This window comes from Pseudomonas sp. Ps21-P2, from assembly GCF_039672565.1.
Classification (GTDB): Bacteria; Pseudomonadota; Gammaproteobacteria; order Pseudomonadales; family Pseudomonadaceae; genus Aquipseudomonas.
This window is the reverse complement of sequence record NZ_JBDFPL010000004.1, coordinates 278,460-296,997: the sequence shown is the minus strand read 5'-3', so window position 1 is coordinate 296,997 and position 18,538 is coordinate 278,460. Positions and strand designations below refer to the sequence as shown.

General features: G+C 62.2%; 16 protein-coding genes. 3 read left to right on the top strand and 13 right to left on the bottom strand.

Features of this window, described 5'->3' with window-relative positions; translation table 11 throughout:
* Positions 1-21: 21 nt before the first annotated feature.
* On the bottom strand, positions 22-2,658 hold the full coding sequence (gene ppc / locus ABEH28_RS12425) for a phosphoenolpyruvate carboxylase (protein ID WP_346630062.1): 2,637 nt from the start codon (positions 2,656-2,658) through the stop codon (positions 22-24).
* Between the two features lie 243 nt (positions 2,659-2,901).
* On the opposite strand from ppc, the gene ABEH28_RS12420 reads away from it, so the two are divergent.
* The 3 genes from ABEH28_RS12420 (at position 2,902) to ABEH28_RS12410 (ending at position 4,780) form a co-directional block, all read left to right on the top strand.
* Positions 2,902-3,237, top strand: coding sequence for a pilin assembly protein (locus tag ABEH28_RS12420; RefSeq protein WP_346630061.1), 336 nt, complete (start codon positions 2,902-2,904; stop codon positions 3,235-3,237).
* A 286-nt stretch (positions 3,238-3,523) separates the two neighbouring features.
* Positions 3,524-3,949, top strand: a complete 426-nt coding sequence (locus tag ABEH28_RS12415) for a DUF4398 domain-containing protein (RefSeq protein ID WP_074893253.1) — start codon at positions 3,524-3,526, stop codon at positions 3,947-3,949.
* A 48-nt stretch (positions 3,950-3,997) separates the two neighbouring features.
* Complete coding sequence (locus ABEH28_RS12410) at positions 3,998-4,780, top strand: OmpA family protein (protein WP_192170798.1); 783 nt, start codon at positions 3,998-4,000, stop codon at positions 4,778-4,780.
* 114 nt (positions 4,781-4,894) lie between these two features.
* Here ABEH28_RS12410 and ABEH28_RS12405 read toward each other — a convergent pair whose 3' ends face one another.
* The 12 genes from ABEH28_RS12405 to ABEH28_RS12350 all read right to left on the bottom strand — a co-directional run bounded on the left by ABEH28_RS12405 (position 4,895) and on the right by ABEH28_RS12350 (position 18,533).
* Positions 4,895-5,803, bottom strand: a complete 909-nt coding sequence (locus ABEH28_RS12405) for an alpha/beta hydrolase (RefSeq protein WP_346630060.1) — start codon at positions 5,801-5,803, stop codon at positions 4,895-4,897.
* Between the two features lie 75 nt (positions 5,804-5,878).
* Positions 5,879-7,156: a flavohemoglobin expression-modulating QEGLA motif protein gene (locus ABEH28_RS12400; protein WP_074892251.1), complete on the bottom strand. Its 1,278-nt coding sequence runs from the start codon at positions 7,154-7,156 to the stop codon at positions 5,879-5,881.
* Between the two features lie 27 nt (positions 7,157-7,183).
* Positions 7,184-7,741: a hypothetical protein gene (locus ABEH28_RS12395; RefSeq protein ID WP_346630059.1), complete on the bottom strand. Its 558-nt coding sequence runs from the start codon at positions 7,739-7,741 to the stop codon at positions 7,184-7,186.
* Positions 7,742-7,759: 18 nt separating this feature from the next.
* Positions 7,760-8,491, bottom strand: coding sequence for a TetR family transcriptional regulator (locus ABEH28_RS12390; RefSeq protein ID WP_192170795.1), 732 nt, complete (start codon positions 8,489-8,491; stop codon positions 7,760-7,762).
* A gap of 211 nt (positions 8,492-8,702) precedes the next feature.
* Positions 8,703-10,205 carry a lysine--tRNA ligase gene (gene lysS, locus ABEH28_RS12385; RefSeq protein ID WP_346630058.1) on the bottom strand — a complete coding sequence of 501 codons (1,503 nt, stop codon included), beginning with the start codon at positions 10,203-10,205 and terminating at the stop codon, positions 8,703-8,705.
* Positions 10,206-10,319: 114 nt separating this feature from the next.
* A protein-coding gene (gene prfB, locus ABEH28_RS12380; RefSeq protein ID WP_108120905.1) for a peptide chain release factor 2 occupies positions 10,320-11,415 on the bottom strand; the annotation gives its coding sequence in 2 pieces (ribosomal slippage) (positions 10,320-11,342 and positions 11,344-11,415; 1,095 coding nt in all).
* Between the two features lie 159 nt (positions 11,416-11,574).
* Positions 11,575-12,579 (bottom strand): PleD family two-component system response regulator, encoded by a 1,005-nt coding sequence (locus tag ABEH28_RS12375; RefSeq protein ID WP_192170793.1) that lies wholly within the window; start codon positions 12,577-12,579, stop codon positions 11,575-11,577.
* Positions 12,580-12,624: 45 nt separating this feature from the next.
* The gene (locus ABEH28_RS12370) at positions 12,625-13,635 is read right to left on the bottom strand and encodes a chemotaxis response regulator protein-glutamate methylesterase (RefSeq protein ID WP_192170792.1); all 1,011 of its coding nucleotides are present in this window, start codon (positions 13,633-13,635) and stop codon (positions 12,625-12,627) included.
* Positions 13,632-15,968, bottom strand: a complete 2,337-nt coding sequence (locus ABEH28_RS12365) for a hybrid sensor histidine kinase/response regulator (protein WP_346630057.1) — start codon at positions 15,966-15,968, stop codon at positions 13,632-13,634. Before ABEH28_RS12365 ends, ABEH28_RS12370 begins: the two co-directional genes overlap by 4 nt.
* A complete protein-coding gene (locus tag ABEH28_RS12360; RefSeq protein WP_346625558.1) occupies positions 15,965-16,648 on the bottom strand; it encodes a chemotaxis protein CheW in 684 nt (227 codons plus the stop codon). The genes ABEH28_RS12365 and ABEH28_RS12360 overlap by 4 nt, the downstream gene beginning before the upstream one ends.
* Positions 16,645-18,000 (bottom strand): protein-glutamate O-methyltransferase CheR, encoded by a 1,356-nt coding sequence (locus ABEH28_RS12355; protein ID WP_346630056.1) that lies wholly within the window; start codon positions 17,998-18,000, stop codon positions 16,645-16,647. The genes ABEH28_RS12360 and ABEH28_RS12355 overlap by 4 nt, the downstream gene beginning before the upstream one ends.
* Entirely contained in the window at positions 17,997-18,533 is a 537-nt protein-coding gene (locus ABEH28_RS12350) for a chemotaxis protein CheW (RefSeq protein ID WP_346630055.1), read from the bottom strand. Before ABEH28_RS12350 ends, ABEH28_RS12355 begins: the two co-directional genes overlap by 4 nt.
* Positions 18,534-18,538 lie beyond the last annotated feature (5 nt).

Sequence of the window (18,538 nt, the reverse complement as noted above, 5' to 3'; positions counted from 1 at the left end):
TTCGGCCGGGTTGCCTGGCCGTCAGCCGGTGTTGCGCAATCCGGCGGCGATGCCTGCAACAGACACCAGCAGCGCCTGCACCAGCGGACTGTCCAGACTCGCCTCTTGCTGGCGGGAGCGCGCCAGCAACTCCGCCTGCAATAAATGAAGAGGGTCGAGGTAGGTGTTGCGCAGGCTGATGAACTTCAGCGTTTCAGGGCTGTGGGCCAACATCCGCGACTGGCCCGTCAGGCCAAGCACCACGTCACACGCCTGCGACAATAGGCCGCGCAAATGCGTGCCTAAATGCAGCAGTCTGGGCTCCACCAGACGTTCGTCGTAGAGCTGGGCGATGTCGCTGTCGGCCTTGGCCAGCACCATTTCCAGCATGTCGATGCGGGTGCGGAAGAACGGCCATTGCTCACGCATCTCAGCGAGCAGATCACCCTGACCGCGTTCCAGCGCCTTGCTCAACGCGTTTTCCCAGCCCAGCCACGCGGGCAGCATGAGGCGCGTCTGGGTCCAGGCGAAAATCCACGGAATCGCGCGCAGGCTCTCGACCCCGCCCTCGCGGCGCTTGGCCGGACGACTGCCCAGCGGCAGTCTGCCCAGCTCCTGTTCCGGCGTGGCCAAGCGGAAGTATTCGACGAACTCCGGGTCTTCCCGCACCACGGCGCGATAGGCTTTCACGCCGTCTGCCGCCAGTTCGTCCATCACCTGACGCCAGGCCGGTTGCGGCATCGGCGGCGGTTGCAAAGTGGCTTCCAGCACGGCGGCCAGATAAAGGTTGAGATTCTGTTCGGCGATGTCCGGCAGGCCGAACTTGAAGCGGATCATCTCGCCCTGCTCGGTGGTGCGGAAGCGCCCTGCCACAGAACCCGGCGGCTGCGACAGAATCGCCGCGTGTGCCGGGCCGCCACCGCGACCGACCGTACCGCCGCGACCGTGGAACAACAACAACTCAACCTCTTGCGCGCGGCAGATTTCAACCAGTTTTTCCTGGGCCCGGTACTGCGCCCAAGCCGCAGCCGTGGTGCCGGCGTCCTTCGCCGAATCCGAGTAGCCGATCATGACTTCCTGAGGACCTTCCAGGCCTCGGCGGTAGGCAGGAATGCTCAACAGCTGCTCGATCACCGGGCCGGCATTGTCCAGGTCAGCAAGGGTTTCGAACAGCGGCACCACGCGCATGGAGCGCTGCAGCCCGGCTTCCTTCAACAACAGTTGAACGGTGAGCACATCCGAGGCTGCGCCGGCCATGGAGATCACGTAGGAACCGAGCGATGCCGCCGGCGCAGCCGCCACTTCGCGGCAGGTCGCCAGCACTTCGGCCGTGTCCGCTTCAGGGCTGAAATGGGCCGGGAGCAGCGGTCGCTTGTTGTCCAGCTCTCGCAGCAGGAAGTCGATGCGCGTCGGCTCATCCCACTCGTCATAGCGGCCTAGCCCGAGGTATTCGGTGATCTCGCTCATGGCCGAACTGTGCCGCGTGGAATCCTGGCGCACGTCGAGCTTCACCAGGAACAGGCCGAACGTCACCGCGCGACGCAAACAGTCGAGCAGCGGACCATCAGCGATCACGCCCATGCCGCATTCATGCAGCGAGTCGAAACACAGCTGCAGGGGCTCGAGCAGTTCGCGGTTGTCGTGCAACACGTCTTCCGGTGCGACCTGGGTGACACTCAGTGAGGCGTGGGCCCAATTGCGCGTGGCCCGAAGCCGCTCGCGCAGTTGCTTGAGCACACTGCGGTAAGGCTCGGCGCTGTCGCCCGCGGCTTCCATCAACGCCGGGCTGGCCTGCTGCATCGACAGCTCGGCGGCCAGTTGATCGACGTCGCGCAGGTACAAGTCGGCCGCCATCCAGCGCGCCAGCAGCAGCACCTCGCGTGTGACGGCAGCGGTGACGTTGGGGTTGCCGTCGCGGTCGCCGCCCATCCAGGAAGCGAAACGAATCGGCGCCGCGTCCAGCGGCAGGTGCAGGCCGGTCGCGGCGTGCAGCGCCTGATCGGCCTTGCGCAAGTAGTTGGGGATTGCTTGCCACAGGGAATTTTCGATGACCGCAAACCCCCACTTCGCCTCGTCGACGGGCGTGGGTCGGACGCGGCGGATTTCTTCGGTGTGCCACGCTTCGGCAATTAGCCGCTGCAGACGCTCGGTGATCTGCTCACGCTCGTGGCGATTCAAGTCGCGATGATCAAGCGCGGCCAGTTGCGCAGCGATGGCGTCGTACTTCTGGATCAGCGTGCGCCGGGCAACTTCGGTCGGGTGCGCGGTCAGCACCAGTTCGATTTCCAGCGTGGTCAATTGCTGCGCCAGCGCCTCGGGGGTCTGCCCGGCTTGCTTCAGGCGCTCCAGTAGTTCGGGCAGCACACGGGATTCAAACGGCTGCGGCTTGCTGTCATCACGACGATGAATCAGCTGATACTGCTCCGCGATGTTGGCCAGATTGAGGAACTGGTTGAACGCGCGCGCGACCGGCAGTAACTCATCTTCGCCCAGGCCTTCAAGACTGGAACTCAATTGCTCGGTGCCTTGGGTCGACGCATGCCGGTCAGCCTTCGCGCTTTTGCGGATGCGCTCGATCTTCTCGAGGAAATCAGCGCCGTGCTGATCACGAATGGTGTTGCCCAACAGTTCACCCAGCAGGTGAACGTCCTCGCGCAATCGTGCATCGATATCAGCCATCCAGCCCTCTCCTTCAGCTTTATTGTTTTTACCGGCGAGTCCTTGCAGGGGTCCATTCGCTGCTGCCGAACGGAACGCCCTGCGGGGTTTCGTTTCTATTGGTGTGTATAGAGCGACAAATTGATGTCCATACGCAACCCTCGACGCACTTTCACCGCCGGGGAAGCCCGTCTCAGTCACGCCTGACCGTGGCTCAGCCACATGTCCAACGCCCGCCCTGGCGCGGGAACCGATGAGGTATGTATGAAGATCCGAGAGCTCGCCGAACAGTGGGAACAAAATGCCAAGGGGCGTCTGAGCGAGACCGCCTATGCTATTCATTTGGATGTTGAGGCGGCCGCGCGGCTTGCGGCGATTGCCGAGATGTACCCCAAGCGCACGCCTGAAGAATTGCTCGGCGAACTGATCGGTGCCGCCCTGGAAGAATTGGAGGCAAGCTTCCCTTACGTGCGCGGTCAGCATGTGGTCGCCACCGACGAGGAAGGCAATCCGCTTTACGAGGACGTCGGCCCAACGCCCCGGTTCCTCGAACTATCGCGGCGCCATCTGCAGGAAATTTCCGATCGGGAAGGCCTGTGACGAGTGCATGGGCGACGTCGTTTTTGCTACGTCAGATTTTTCTGCAGGCCTCTCGGGCCAATGATCACGCAGACAAAGTGACGTCATTTTTCGAGCGTCAATTTTACAACACGTAACAAAAGCTGACTGCATGTTTAGAAAAATGTGTGAACTATTCAAAAAACGCAGCGGTCCGAGCAGTTAGCCATTCCAGTAAAGCCGTCAGATGACTGCGGAAGTGACGCAACACCATCCATCCGCGTGGGCCGTTGCTGAAATGGAACAACCAGTTTTCAGGAGTTAAGAAATGGAGTTGACCACCATGAACACCAGCACTGCCAAACCAACGTTCAATCGCCTGCGCGGGCTGAAGATGGCTGCACTGGCGCTGGGCACCAGCGTTCTTCTGGCTGGTTGCGCAGGCAATCCTCCAAGCGAGCAGTACGCCGTGACCCAGTCGGCCGTCAATGCCGCTGTCACCGCCGGCGCTACCGAATACGCTGCCGTTGAAATGAAGTCCGCTCAGGACAAGTTCAAGCAAGCCGAACTGGCGATGCAGGAAAAGAAATACGACGAAGCTCGTAAATACGCCGAGCAGGCCGAGTGGGATGCACGTGTAGCCGAGCGTAAGGCTCAGGCCGCGAAGGCACAGAAAGCGGTGCAGGATGCTCGTCAGGGCGTCAATGAGCTGCGTGAAGAAGGCATGCGTCAGGTTCAGCCTGTCACACAGTAACGCTTCGCAGTTCAAGCATTGGCCATTGAGTTAAAGGACGAAAATATTATGCGTAAACAAGTACTTATTCCTGCCCTGCTGGCTTTGAGCGTTGGTCTGGCGGCGTGCTCGTCGCAGCCGAACGTAAACCTGGAACAAGCCCGCACCAACTACTCGGCGCTGCAAAGCAACCCTAAAGCCACTGAACTGGCTGCGCTGGAAACCAAAGACGCCAGCGAGTGGCTGGACAAGGCAGATGCCGCGTACCGCAACAACGATGACCAGAAAAAGGTCGACCAACTGGCTTATCTGACCAACCAGCGCGTTGAGCTGGCCAAGCAGACCATCAACCTGAAGACCGCTGAAAACGATCTGAAAGGCGCTGCGGCCCAACGTGCCCAGGCTCGTCTGGATGCTCGCGACGCTCAGATCAAGGCCCTGCAGAACAGCCTGAACGCCAAGCAGACCGAACGCGGCACGCTGGTGACTTTCGGCGACGTACTGTTTGACCTGAACAAGGCTGAGCTGAAGTCTTCGGGTCTGGTCAACGTCAACAAGCTGGCCCAGTTCCTTCAGGAAAACCCTGATCGCAAAGTCATCGTTGAAGGCTACACCGACAGCACCGGTTCCGCGGCCTACAACGACTCCCTGTCCGAGCGCCGCGCCAACTCCGTGCGCATGGCTCTGATCAAAATGGGCGTAGGCCCAGAGCGTATCGTTGCCCAGGGTTATGGCAAGGAGTACCCGGTTGCTGACAACACCAGCGCCTCGGGCCGTGCCATGAACCGTCGCGTGGAAGTCACCATTTCCAACGACAACCAGCCAGTAGCACCGCGCTCTTCGATGAAGTAATGCGGTTGTAGCGCAAATAAAGAGCCCCGCCTGTTGCGAAACAGGCGGGGCTTTTTTGTGGCAGTTTTAAAATGCGAGTGATACGAAGTATCGCTCGCGGTGCTGCTCCGCAGGCTATGGAGAGGATGGCGCCGACTTGCCGGTTTGAGGGTCAGGATAATTCGGAATTTCCCCCAGCCTGCGCAGGCCGTTGAAGTGCTGCGGATCATCCAGATAGCGAACCATGACCTCGCGCCATGTGGGGTCGCCGAAGGTCTGGACGTGAGGGCCGCGTGTCAGCTGCAGCACACGCGGCGGCGGTGCGGCCTGATACAGGCTGATGCCGTTGTGAAGCGGCACTAGCGTGTCGTCCAGGCTCTGGAACAGCAGCATCGGCGTGCCCTTGAGCTGCGGCATGCCGTTGATGGCGCTGTCGCCGTCCGGAATCACCCACGACAGCGGCCGTTTGATGGGCCACGTCAGCCACGACGTGCTGAGGGTATAGCGCGCGACCTCGCGGTAGCTCGCCGGTACGCTATCGAGCACCAGCGCCTTGACCCGCGCGCGCTGTTGCGGGTGCTCCGACAAGTAATGCACGGCCAGCGCCCCGCCGATACTTTGCCCGAGTACCACCAGCGGTTTGCCCTGTACCTCGGGCGCAGCGTTCAGCCAGTCAAAGGCCGCATCGATGTCCTGATAAATCGCCGGCAGACTCGGCTCGCCTTCGGACCGGCCATAACCGCGATAGTCCACCAGCAACACCTGATACCCCTGCTCCGGCAACCACCAACTCCCCGCCAGGTGCCAGGCCATGTTGCCGCCGTTGCCATGCAGGTGCAGCACCGTGCCCTTCACCGGCACGCCGGGCTTGGCCGGCAGAAACCATGCGTTGAGTTTGATGCCGTCGGCCGCCGTGAGGGTGACATCGCGCCAGGCGAGGTGGGCTTTGTCCGGCGTCAGCGGCAGACCGCGTTCCGGGTAGAACAGCCATTCGCTGCAGCCGCTGAGGGAGATGACCAGGAGCAAGGTAAGAAGACGCTTCAAGCGATGTCCTTCGATTCTGGATTTGCACACGACGGGAGACCTGACAGAGGCGCCGATTCATCAGCGCCCACAGACTCACAGAATATTCGAGTAGTCCGCTTCGATCCGGTCCAGGCTCAGGTGGTTGAGGAAGTTGGAGAAGCACATCCACGCCGACAGCGCGTTCATGTCGCGGAACTGGTCGGGCAGGTATTTGGGCGGCACCACCAGGCCTTCGTCCACCAGCTGACGCAACGTGCGCATGTCCTCCAGCGTGGTCTTGCCGCAGAACAGCAGCGGCACCTGCTCCAGCTTGCCCTTTCTCACGGCCAACTGGATGTAGTTGTAGACCATGATGAAGCCCTTGAGGTAGGACAGATCCTTGGTGAATGGCAGCCCATTCGGTACCGAGCCCCGGAATACCCGACTGGCGTTGCCGTAGCTTTCCGACATGCCGAAGCCTTGCTCGCGGTAGAAGTCGAACACCTGCAAAAAATCGGCGCCCTCCTCGGCCATGTGAATGGCGCGGGTGCGGTTGGTCAGCTTGCGCAGGCGGCTCGGGTAGGACGCAAAACCGATGATCTCCATCAGAATCGCCAGGCCTTCCTGGGTCACGGTCGACGAGGGCGGGCCTTTGGACAGGAAGGTGCAGATCGGCTGATTCTGCCCATTGAGCGTGGTGCCGACGTGGACCAGGCCTTCATGGACTTCAAGCGCCCGAACATCACGTTCGTTGAACATCGCGTCGCTGCGAATCTTGATGTAATCGGCGCCGGCCGCAGCGTCCGCCACAATGCCGTCGGATTCGAACACCCGGATCGTCTCTTCAGCCTCGCCAAACGTGCGATTGAGCCGGGTCTGCAGCATGGCGACGGCGTCTTTGGCCGTCAGGATTTTCGGCTCATCCTTGAGGTCCCCGCGACCGGCGATGTTGTTCAGGTAATCGGAGAGCATCATGCCGAGGTCGGACAGAGTCGGGTCGCCGGCATGGAAAGCATCGGACGCCGCGCCGTACAGTTCCTGGGAGATCAGGCCGAAGTCCGGGGTGCCGCGGGCTTCCAGCATGCGGATGACCATCCGGTACTCTTTGCACATGCGCCGCATGATCTGCCCGACCGGGTTGAACTGGCCCAACTGCCGGGTGATGTCACGCTCGATGTTCTGGAACTCCAGCTTCACCGCGCCGGAATCAAACCCCAGCGGGCGATTTTCGTAGTAAGCGCGGTCGACTTCCGGCAGGTGTTTGCCTTTGCCGTCAAGGAAGGTCTTGCGGATGTTGTCATCCCATTTCACGGCATCAAGGATTCGAATCGGCGTCTGCGCTACCACGATACGATCAGACAACGTGCGAATAGTCTGTTGGTATTCGTCCACCCGGTACCCCTTATTGAACCGTTTGCGCTATTTGGTCATGCGCTGATATTGAGCTGCTTTGAGAAAGACGTCGGAATTGGCCGGGTCGTCGAGGTAGGCAAAGACCTTGTCCATGGGACTTGAGATCAGCATACCGTCGCCCTTCACCGTATCGACCCGCTCGCCGTCGAGCCCCTTCTGCTCGACCAACTGCTGAAACCGCTCCAGGTCCAGGTCATAGACCACCAGTTCGTCGGCACCGTTCTCGTTGTCGATCAGGTCGAAACCGGCGATGACGTAATTGCCGCCGTATTTGTCAGGCAGCGCGGCGGACACGTACCAGCGACTGCCGTGGCGCGACACGGTGAAGGCGTACTCGTCACGGTTTTTGCGATCGCCCTTACGGTAGCTGACCGCTTTGTAACGGTCGGGGCCGGCGCGGCTGATTTCCAGTTCGAGCGGCTCGCCCCAGGCATTTTTGCTGCTCCAGGTGCCGAGCAATTTGGGCGGGGCGGTGTTGCTGACCGGAATCGGGTCCTTGAACGTCACCAGGCATCCGCTCAACAGCGCGAACGACAGGGCGAGCAATACGCTCCAGACTCTCATCGGGTTCTCCTTGAGGTATCAGCCAGCCATCGGCTTGGCAGTGCCCAGTACCAGATGCATCTGGCGAGTAAGAATAGCGAGCATTTCTTCGTCTGCGCCGGGCCGAGGCCCGTTGAGCAGCCCCTGATATTCCATCCGGCAGATGAGCCCCGTCAACACTTGGGCGTCCAGTTGCGGCTGGACCGAGCCCATGACTTCAAGAAACTGGGCGCTGCCCTGCAGCAAAATCTGCTGGTGGGCACTCACCAGTGGGGCCAGACGCGGGTTGATCAGCGCTTCGAGGTGGAAGGCGTGCTCGGCAATGAGCTGGTCGCGACGGGTCAGCAATTGATGACGCACGTACTCCATGGTCATGCGCGCGATCTCATCCGCCAGCCGGGCGCGGGCCTCGGCGCTGCCGTCATTGCGCGCGACCATCTCGCGCAGCAGCGCCTCGGTGTTGGTCCACAGCTTGGCCATGTACGCCGCGCTGCGTTCAACGTATTGCGCGAAGGCATCGGTGAGCAGGTCATCGATGTCTTTGAAATAGTAGGTGGTGGCAGAGAGCGGCACTTGCGCCTCGGCCGCGACCGCGCGATGCCGCACGGCCCGGACGCCGTCACGGATGAGGATGCGCATGGCCGCATCGAGGATCTGTTGGCGACGCTGTTCACTTCCCTGTCGACTCGCCTTGCGGCCCTGGTACTGAACACTCTGTGCGACTGCCGTGGCCAGGCCAGCGGCTCCCTTTTGAGCGACGGTGCGGTTCACAACTGGATTTCCTTTTTTCGAGTCATTCACATCACAGCAACGTCAGCTTACGGCGGTGTCTGCGCCGACGTCATCGCGAGCAAGCTCACTCCTGCAATCGGCGGAGTGCCCCTGTAGGAGTGAGCTTGCTCGCGATAGCCTTTCCAAATGCAGCCGCGCACTACGAACAGACAAAAAAAAGCCGCCCTGCGCAGGCGGCTTGTTTCGACGCTTAGGCTTGCGGCCGCATGTGCGGGAACAGGATGACGTCCCGAATGGACGGCGAGTTGGTCAGCAGCATGACCAGACGGTCGATGCCGATGCCCTCGCCCGCGGTCGGCGGCATACCGTATTCCAGCGCACGGACGAAGTCTGCGTCGTAGTGCATGGCCTCGTCGTCGCCCGCATCCTTGTCCGCCACCTGAGCCATGAAACGCTCGGCCTGGTCTTCCGCGTCGTTCAACTCGGAATAGGCGTTGGCGATTTCGCGGCCGCCGATGAACAGCTCGAAGCGGTCGGTGACGTTCGGGTTGTCATCGTTGCGACGGGCCAGCGGCGACACTTCGAACGGGTACTGGGTGATGAAGTGCGGCTGCTCCAGCTTGTGCTCGACCAGCTCTTCGAAAATCATCACCTGCAGCTTGCCCAGACCTTCAAAGCCCAGCACCTTGGCGCCGGCTTTCTTGGCGATGGCGCGGGCCTTGTCGATGTCGTTCAGGTCATCGGCGGTCAGCTCGGGGTTGTACTTGAGGATCGAGTCGAACACCGACAGACGCGCAAACGGCTCGCCGAAGTGGAACACCTTGTCGCCATACGGCACGTCAGTGCTGCCGAGCACCAGCTGGGCCAGCTCACGGAACAGCTCCTCGGTCAGGTCCATGTTGTCTTCGTAATCAGCGTAGGCCTGGTAGAACTCGAGCATGGTGAACTCGGGGTTGTGCCGGGTCGAAACGCCTTCGTTACGGAAGTTGCGGTTGATCTCGAACACTTTCTCGAAGCCACCCACAACCAGACGCTTGAGGTACAGCTCCGGCGCGATGCGCAGGAACATTTCCAGGTCCAGCGCGTTGTGGTGCGTCTCGAACGGCTTGGCCGCAGCGCCGCCCGGGATGGTCTGCAGCATCGGCGTTTCGACTTCAAGGAAGTCGCGCTGCATCAGGAAGCTGCGGATGTGGGCGATGACTTTCGAGCGAACGCGGAAGGTTTCACGCACGTCATCATTGACGATCAGGTCGACGTAACGCTGGCGATAACGCTGCTCGGTATCGACCAGGCCATGGTGCTTGTCGGGCAGCGGACGCAGGGACTTGGTCAGCAGGCGGACATTGGTCATTTCGACGTACAGGTCGCCCTTCCCGGAACGGGCCAGGGTGCCTTCGGCTGCAATGATGTCGCCCATGTCCCAGGTTTTCACCGAGGCCAGGGTTTCTTCCGACAGCGTCTTGCGGTTGACATAGACCTGGATGCGACCGGTCATGTCCTGAATCACCATGAACGAGCCACGGTTGAGCATGATGCGCCCGGCAACCTTGACCGGAATCGCCGCTTCAGCCAGCTCTTCCTTGGTCTTGTCCGCGTACTGTTTCTGCAGGTCGTTGCAGTAGTTTTCGCGACGGAAGTCGTTCGGGAAGGCGTTGCCCTTGGCGCGCTCGGCCGCAAGTTTTTCCTTGCGCAGGGCGATCAGGCTGTTTTCTTCCTGTTGCTGGGCTTGCGGGTCGAGTTGTTGGTCGCTCATGTCTTGATTATCCATCACAGGTTCGTGGCCCTTCGTCTGGCCGGGAAGCGCGACGAAGGATCGCGGGCGGCGACGTCATGATGACGCGCCCGACCCGCAACAGTGGTGTGGCGATTACAGGCCCTGTTTGAGGCTCGCGATCAGGTATTCGTCGATGTCGCCATCGAGCACCTTGTCGCAATCGCTGCGTTCGACGCTGGTCCGAAGGTCCTTGATGCGCGAGGCATCGAGCACGTACGAACGGATCTGGTGACCCCAACCGATGTCCGACTTGGTGTCTTCCAGCGCTTGCGAGGCCGCGTTGCGTTTCTGCACTTCCTGCTCGTACAAGCGTGCCCGCAGCATCTTCATCGCGGTGTCTTTGTTGGCGTGCTGGGAGCGTTCGTTCTGGCAGCTGACCACGGTGTTGGTCGGCACGTGGGTGATCCGGACCGCCGAGTCGGTGGTGTTGACGTGCTGACCACCAGCGCCCGAGGAGCGGTAGGTGTCGATGCGCAGGTCCGACGGGTTGATGTCGATTTCGATGTTGTCATCGATTTCCGGCGACACGAACACGGCCGAGAACGAGGTGTGGCGACGGTTGCCGGAGTCGAACGGGCTCTTGCGGACCAGACGGTGTACGCCGATTTCGGTGCGCAGCCAGCCGAATGCGTATTCGCCCTTGATGTGCACCGTGGCGCCTTTGATGCCGGCGACTTCACCGGCCGACAGCTCCATGATAGTCGCGTCGAAGCCGCGCTTGTCGGCCCAGCGCAGGTACATGCGCAACAGGATGTTCGCCCAGTCCTGGGCTTCGGTGCCGCCGGAACCGGCCTGGATGTCCAGGTAGGCATTGTTCTGGTCCATCTCGCCGCTGAACATGCGACGGAATTCCAGTTTTTCCAAGGCCTCGCGAAGACGCTCGACTTCAGCAGCAACGTCGTCGACGGCGGCCTGGTCTTCTTCTTCGGCGGACATCAGTAACAGGTCCTTGGCATCCACCAGGCCGGTGCTCATTTCGTCGAGGGTGTCGACGATCTGCGCCAGCAGCGAACGCTCGCGGCCCAGTTCCTGGGCGTACGACGGGTTGTTCCAGACGTTTGGATCTTCGAGCTCGCGATTAACTTCGGTCAGACGATCATGTTTGTGATCGTAGTCAAAGATACCCCCGAATGGTTTCGGAGCGCTCGGACAGGTCCTTGATGCTGTTTAGGATCGGGTTGATTTCCATGGTGGGCAGCACTCGCAGGCGATTTTCACAAAGCCGGCGAGTATAGCGCAGCGAACCCCCCGATGGCAGCCCGTTGGGCAGGGCTGGGTCGTGATCGTCGTTCTTTGCGGGGACATCACCTGGTTACGCCCAGAGCGCGCAGGAATGTGGGTCCTCGCCCTACCCCATCGCCACCTGATTGCGCCCGTTATGCTTCGCCGCGTACAGCCCCTGATCCGCAGTCTGGATCAGCTGGCGACTGTGGCTGCCCACTTGCGGGACGACAGTGGCGAGACCGATGCTGACCGTCAGGCTGGAGCCTTGGCTGGGCGCGACGTGGGGAATGTTCATGCTGGCGATGGTCTGGCGCAGTTTTTCCGCCAGCAAACGTGCGCCACCCGGGGAGGTATTGGGCAGCACCAGCGCGAACTCTTCGCCGCCGTAACGTGCGGGCAGATCGGAGGGACGGCTGGAGTTGGCGCGGATGGCTTTGGCGACCTGACGCAGGGCTTCGTCACCTTCGAGATGCCCGAAGGCGTCGTTGTAGGCCTTGAAGTAATCCACGTCGATCATCAACAGCGAGATCTGCGTCTGCTCACGGGTAGAACGGCGCCATTCCAGCTCCAGGTACTCGTCGAAGTGACGGCGGTTGGACAGGCCGGTCAAGCCGTCGGAGTTCATCAGGCGTTGCAGCACCAGGTTGGTGTCGAGCAGCTGTTGCTGGCTGACGCGCAACGCACGATAGGCTTCATCGCGCTGCAGCAGCGTCATGTACGAGCGCGAGTGGTAACGAATGCGTGCGACAAGTTCGATGTTGTCCGGCAGTTTGACCAGGTAATCGTTGGCCCCGGCGGCAAAGGCGGCGCTCTTGATCAGCGGGTCTTCCTTGGTCGAAAGCACGATGATCGGGATGTCCCGGGTCTTCGGATTGCTGCGGTACTCACGCACCAGCGTCAGGCCGTCGAGGCCGGGCATGACCAGGTCCTGAAGAATGACCGTCGGCTTGATCAGGATCGCTTGGGCAATCGCCTGATGGGGGTCCGCGCAGAAGTGGAAGTCGATGTTTTCTTCCTGTGCCAGCCCACGTCGGACGGCCTCGCCGATCATGGCCTGATCGTCGACGAGCAACACCATGGCAGCGTTTTCATCCGTGGCGTGCAGATCGTCCAGTTGCAAATCATGCATTCGGGGTCTCCTGGTCACAGGTCGGCTGTGAAATCACCTGGAAATTCATTGGGTGAATACCTCCTTCAAGCGAGGTGCAATCGATTCCAGAGAGCGAATTTCCGTGGCGGCGTCGATGGCCGCGGCCGCTTTGGGCATGCCATACACCGCACAGCTTTCCTGATTCTGGGCGATGGTGAGAAAGCCCCGCTGACGCATCAGCTTGAGTCCCTGCGCACCATCACGGCCCATGCCGGTCAACAAAACACCCACTGCGTCACCATTCCAATAGCTGGCCACACTTTCGAAAAACACGTCGATGGAGGGCCTGTAAATTTCGTTAACCGGCTCTGCGGTGTACGCCAGCGTGCCGTTCCTGAGCAGACGAATATGGTGGTTGGTGCCTGCCAGCAGCACCGTGCCCACTTGCGGCGGCTCGCCATGGCGCGCCAGCCTGACCTCCAGCCCCGAAGAGCTGCTCAGCCATTGCGCCATCCCTTCGGCGAACACCTGATCCACATGCTGCACCAGTACGATGGCGGCCGGGAAATCCGTCGGCAGCGCCTTGAGCAGTATTTCCAGTGCAGCGGGGCCGCCGGCCGATGAGCCGATCGCGATCAACCGCTGACGCTGTGCCGACTCGCGCACCGGTGGCGGCACAGGGCGAACCCGCGTGTCCCGCTCGCCAATGAGCCAGCCTATATTAAGTATCTTGCGCAACAAAGGCGCGGCGGCATCCTTGGGGTTGCCGGCACCCAGCGCGGGCGTATCGACGACGTCCAGCGCGCCATGGCCCATGGCTTCGAACACCCGATGCACATTCTGCTCGCGGTCCACGGTGACGATGACGATGGCGCACGGCGTCGCCGCCATAATACGTCGAGTGGCCTCCACGCCGTCCATCACCGGCATGATCAGGTCCATCAGGATCAGGTCGGGCGTCAGCTGCGCGCAACGCTCCACCGCCTCGGCGCCATTGCTGGCCACCCAGGCAATCTGGTGCGCCGGCTCAAAGGCCAGCGCGCGGCGCAACGCCTCCACTGCCATGGGCATGTCGTTGACGATGGCAATCTTCATCCCTGCGCATCTCCTATCAACTCAACGACCGCATCGAGCAGCGCGTCGTCATGGAAACTGGCCTTGGCCAGATAGTAATCGGCGCCAGCGTCCAGGCCGCGACGGCGATCTTCTTCACGGTCCTTGTACGACACCACCATCACTGGCAGCGATTGCAGGCGGCTGTCGCGGCGCACCAGCGTCACCAGTTCGATGCCGTCCATGCGCGGCATGTCGATGTCGGTGATGAGCAAATCGAAATCCTCACCGCGCAAGGCGTTCCAGCCGTCCATGCCATCAACGGCCACGGCGACTTCGTAACCCCGGCTGGCCAGCAACTTGCGCTCCAGCTCGCGCACCGTCAGCGAATCATCGACCACCAGCACGCGCTTACGGGCTTGGGTGTCCGCCTGCTGGCTGCGCCGGTCAATGCGCGCCAGGCGTCCGGTATTGAGCAGTTTCTCCACCGATCGCAGCATGTCTTCAACGTCGATGATCAACACCGCCGAGCCATCGTCGAGCAAGGCGCCCGCGGAAATGTCCTGAACCTTGCCCAGGCGCGGATCCAGCGGCAAAACCACCAGCGTGCGTTCGCCGATGAAGCGTTCCACGGCGACGCCATACACGGCATCGCGCTCGCGAATGACCACCACTTTGAGCACGTCTTCACTGTGCTGGCTGGCCGGGCGGTTAAGCAACTGAGTGGCGGCCACGAGCCCGACATGCCGCTCCTCGTGCCAGAAATGCTGACGCCCTTCCAGCTGCACAATCTCGTCGGCGCGCACGTCACGCATCCGCTCTATGTGCGCCAGCGGAAAGGCATACGCTTCGCCGCCGACGTCCACCACCAGACTGCGCACCACCGACAAGGTCAGCGGCACTTCCAGATGGAAACGGCTGCCCTGCCCGGCGCGCTGGTCCATTTCGACGCCGCCACGCAGTTGCCGAATCATGTGTTGAACCGCGTCCAGGCCGACGCCTCGGCCAGACACTTCGGTGACCGTGTCGCGCATGCTGAAACCGGGCAGGAACAGGAAGCTCAGCAGTTCTTCTTCGCTCAACTGCGCAGCGGTTTCGGCAGGCGAGAGCTTGCGCTCAATGATATTCAGGCGCAGGCGTTCGAGGTCGACGCCGGCGCCGTCATCGATCAGCTCGACCACCAGCAGCCCGGCCTGGTGCGAGGCCTTCAATTGAATCAGCCCCTCGGCCGGCTTGCCGCAGGCGAGGCGCTGTGCGGGCAGTTCGATGCCGTGGTCGACCGCGTTGCGCAGCAAATGGGTCAGCGGTGCTTCGAGTTTTTCCAGCACATCGCGATCGACCTGGGTTTTTTCGCCGTCGATTTCCAGGCGCACCTGCTTGCCCAGCGAGCGCCCCAGATCCCGGACCATGCGCGCCTGGCCCACCAGCACATCGGCAAACGGGCGCATGCGGCAGGCCAGCGCAGTGTCGTAGAGCAGTTGCGCGCGTTGCGACGCCTGCCAGCCGAACTCATCGAGGTCGGCGGTTTGTTGAATCAGCAAATGCTGCGCTTCGCCGAGCAGACGCCGCGCTTCGTCCAGCGCCTTTTGCGCGTCGGGATCGGTGTTGGCGCCGAGCAAGGCTTCAAGACTGTCCAGTGCTCGGGTGGCGCCGGTCTGCGTGCGTTTGACCCGCTGCATCGCGGCCAGATAAGGCTTCAACCGTTGGGTCTCGACCAGCGACTTGCTCGACAGGTCCAGCAGGTTGTTCAAGCGTTCGGCGGTGACGCGCAGGACCCTTTCACCGGTCTCGGCCACACGTCGTTCACCGGGGCCATCTGCTTTAGGCGCCAGGTCGGCAACGGGCTCGACGACGGCGGCGGCCAGTTCTTCGGCGGCTGAATCCTGCGCAGACTGAAGCGAGGTGACCAGCGACTGCGCGTTGGCAAGCAAGATGTCTTCAAGGGAAGGCAACGCGCTGGGCACCAGCATGGCTTTCATGGCCGGATCGGCGCTGACCATGTTGTTCATCAGCGCCACATAGCCGTCCACATCCGCCTGAGGCACGCTGGCGCCGGGCGTGGCGATGCGCATCAGCAAATCGGTGCCCATCAGCAAGGCGTCGATGTGCTCGGGCAGCAGGTGCAATCGGCCTTCCTGGGCGCTGACCAGGCAGTCTTCCATGACGTGGGAAACGCTGACGCCCGCGTTGACCCCGACAATCCGCGCCGCGCCTTTCAGCGAATGGGCCGCGCGCATGCACGCTTCCAGTTGATCAGCCTGAGTCGGATTGCGCTCAAGGGCCAGCAGGCCCGCGCTCAACACCTGAGTCTGGGCTTCCGCCTCCAGGGTGAAGAGTTCGAACAGCGACGCGTCGCGCATTTGATCGGGCGTCATGTCAGGCTCCGGTTCACGGCCGACAAGAGCTGGTCTTCATCGAGCAGGCGCAGGCTGCGGTTCTTCCATTGCACGACGCCTCGGGTGAAGCGTGCGTTGTTGTTCTGTGCCGACGCCGAGGCGGTGTCCAGCAGGCGCGCTTCGATGGCATGAATGCCGTCAACCTCGTCCACCGGCACCACCACCGGACCGCCGTCTGCCGAAACAATCAGCATGCGCGGCATTGTGCGGGCATCTCCGACCGGCGCGACTGAAGGGTCCAGCCCGAGCAGTTCGACGAACGACAGGCAGGCCACCAGGGCGCCGCGCACATTGGCAACGCCCAGCAAGGCGCGGGAACGCTGGTGCGGAAGCGAATGAATGGCTTGCACCGGCGACACTTCCACCAGACACCGGGTCGGCAGGCCGAGCCACTCTTCGCCGAGACGAAACACCACGGTCGAACGGGTTTCGACGTCGACGGCCAGCGCATCGGTGTGCATCGAAACGCGCTGCTCCTGGGCCAGCGAGTAACGGTCGAGCAAGCGTGTTGCCGCTGCCGAGTACACCGAGCAGTTACGGCAATGAATATGATCGGCAAGTAGCGGGCAGGACCGGTCGCCATGGATGCCGATGCGGTTCCAGCAGTCGTCGATCGCCTCGGCGGTGTCGCTGACCAGCTCTGTGTGTACGCGACTCATCCGCTGCGTCCTTCTTTAGTGACACCCCGTGCCGCGCGCTCCTGCAGCCGCCGGGCCCCTGCGCTGTCGCCCTGGGCGGCGAGCAGCGCGGCGAGTTGCGCCAGGGTTTCCGGATGCTGCGGCTGCAGATACAACGCCTTGCGATAAAACCCTTGTGCCGCGCTCGCCTCCCCCGCCACTTCGCTGAGCAGGCCCAGCCAGTAAAACACCGGGGCAACAGGTTCGAAGCGCTTGAGGTACTGCTCGCAGGCCACCTTCGCCTCGGCACTGCGGCCTTCGTTGGCAAGGGCCGCGATGCTGCGCAATAACTCGGTAGCGTCGCCGTTGCCCGCGCCCGGCGCCGCCACCGCTTTGATGTCGGGTCTGAGCGCAGCCCTGCGTTCTTCGGTCAGCGCAGGATCATTCAACAACCTCGGCGCAAAGGGCTGCGGTTTACGGGCGCCGCGCGACAGGGCCGATGTTGGGTAAGCAGACGTTGGCTGAGCAGGCGATGAATCGCTTCGCGACGGCGCCATGGCTGGGGCAGTCCAGACGCTGTGGGGTTCGGAGGTGGCCTCGTCACGCCGACGAAAGGCGAACGATTGGGGAATGCCAATCGACACCATGCCCATGCGCCCGAGCAGGCTGCCCTCGGCGGGCCCGATGAACAGCACGCCGTCGTCGCGGGTCATGCGTTTCAGCGCATCAAAACCCTGACGCTGGGTGTCGACGTCGAAGTAGATCAGCAGGTTGCGGCAGAACACGAAATCGTAGGCCGACTGCGCCACCGGCATGGCGGGATCGAGCAGGTTGCCGGACTGAAAGCGGACCTGATCACGCACCCGCTCCTCCAGTCGATAGCCCTCCTCGACCGCGCTGAAAAAACGCTCACGGAAACCCAGTTGGTCACCGCGAAAGGAGTTTTTGCCATACACGCCCTGGCGCGCGCGCTGGATCGAAAGCGGGCTGATGTCCACTGCCTCGACGCTGAACTGCGGCCCGCGTAGACCGGCGTCGAACAGCGCCATGGCGATGGAATAAGGCTCTTCGCCGGTGGAGCACGGCAGGCTGAGAATCCGCAGCGGACGCACGCCATTGAGCTGCGCCAACCGGGCGTTGGCCAGCTTGCCGAGGGTGGCGAAGGATTCCGGGTAACGGAAAAACCAGGTTTCGGGGACGATCACCGCTTCGATCAGCGCCTGTTGCTCGTCCGCCGAAACCAGCAGCGTCTGCCAGTAGTCGTCGTGGTCCCGCGCCTTGGACAGCGTGCAGCGCTGACGCACGGCGCGCTCGATGATCGCCTCGCCCACCGACGCGACGTCCAGGCCGATGCGGTCCTTGAGAAAGGCGAAGAAACGCGCGTCGCTGCTCATGGCGCCGCCTCGAAGGCATCCGGGCTCATGGGCTGCTCGGGAAACAACAGTTCGCGCACGGCGTCACTGAGCAAGTCATCCACACGTATCCATTGCAGCAGGCCGTGTTCGTCCTCGCGCACCGGGCCCAGGTACGGCGCCTGTGAGTTGTCCAGACCATAGGCTTTGAATTCATGGGGCGAGCAGCGCAACGTGTCGGTCGCCTGTTCGAGGATCAGGCCCAACTCACGCGGCGGGCGATCGCCGCCGAGGCGGTAGTGCACCAACACCAGCCGTGTGCTGGTACGCAACGGGGCGGGATGGCCGAAGGTCAGCGCGCTGAGATCGATGACCGGGACGATCGCACCGCGGTGGGCAAACACACCCGCGACCCAGTGCGGCGCCTGGGCGATGGGCTTGAGCATCAGCCGTGGCAGCACTTCGGCGACTTCTGTCGCTTGCAGCGCATAGCGTTCCGCGCCGATGCGGAACAGCAGAAACAGCTTGTTCTTCGGCGACACCGCAACGCTGCGCTTGGCTGAATGCTCGATCATGGGCC

Bases quoted from the DNA above. Each gene is read 5' to 3' on its own strand.
- ABEH28_RS12350 (WP_346630055.1), bottom strand. From the start codon at position 18,533: ATGATCGAGCATTCAGCCAAGCGCAGCGTTGCGGTGTCGCCGAAGAAC.
- ABEH28_RS12360 (WP_346625558.1), bottom strand. From the start codon at position 16,648: ATGAGTCGCGTACACACAGAGCTGGTCAGCGACACCGCCGAGGCGATC.
- ABEH28_RS12410 (WP_192170798.1), top strand. From the start codon at position 3,998: ATGCGTAAACAAGTACTTATTCCTGCCCTGCTGGCTTTGAGCGTTGGT.
- ABEH28_RS12395 (WP_346630059.1), bottom strand. From the start codon at position 7,741: ATGAGAGTCTGGAGCGTATTGCTCGCCCTGTCGTTCGCGCTGTTGAGC.
- ABEH28_RS12365 (WP_346630057.1), bottom strand. From the start codon at position 15,968: ATGACGCCCGATCAAATGCGCGACGCGTCGCTGTTCGAACTCTTCACC.
- lysS (WP_346630058.1), bottom strand. From the start codon at position 10,205: ATGAGCGACCAACAACTCGACCCGCAAGCCCAGCAACAGGAAGAAAAC.
- ABEH28_RS12375 (WP_192170793.1), bottom strand. From the start codon at position 12,579: ATGCATGATTTGCAACTGGACGATCTGCACGCCACGGATGAAAACGCT.
- ABEH28_RS12370 (WP_192170792.1), bottom strand. From the start codon at position 13,635: ATGAAGATTGCCATCGTCAACGACATGCCCATGGCAGTGGAGGCGTTG.
- ABEH28_RS12415 (WP_074893253.1), top strand. From the start codon at position 3,524: ATGGAGTTGACCACCATGAACACCAGCACTGCCAAACCAACGTTCAAT.
- ABEH28_RS12420 (WP_346630061.1), top strand. From the start codon at position 2,902: ATGAAGATCCGAGAGCTCGCCGAACAGTGGGAACAAAATGCCAAGGGG.
- ppc (WP_346630062.1), bottom strand. From the start codon at position 2,658: ATGGCTGATATCGATGCACGATTGCGCGAGGACGTTCACCTGCTGGGT.
- ABEH28_RS12355 (WP_346630056.1), bottom strand. From the start codon at position 18,000: ATGAGCAGCGACGCGCGTTTCTTCGCCTTTCTCAAGGACCGCATCGGC.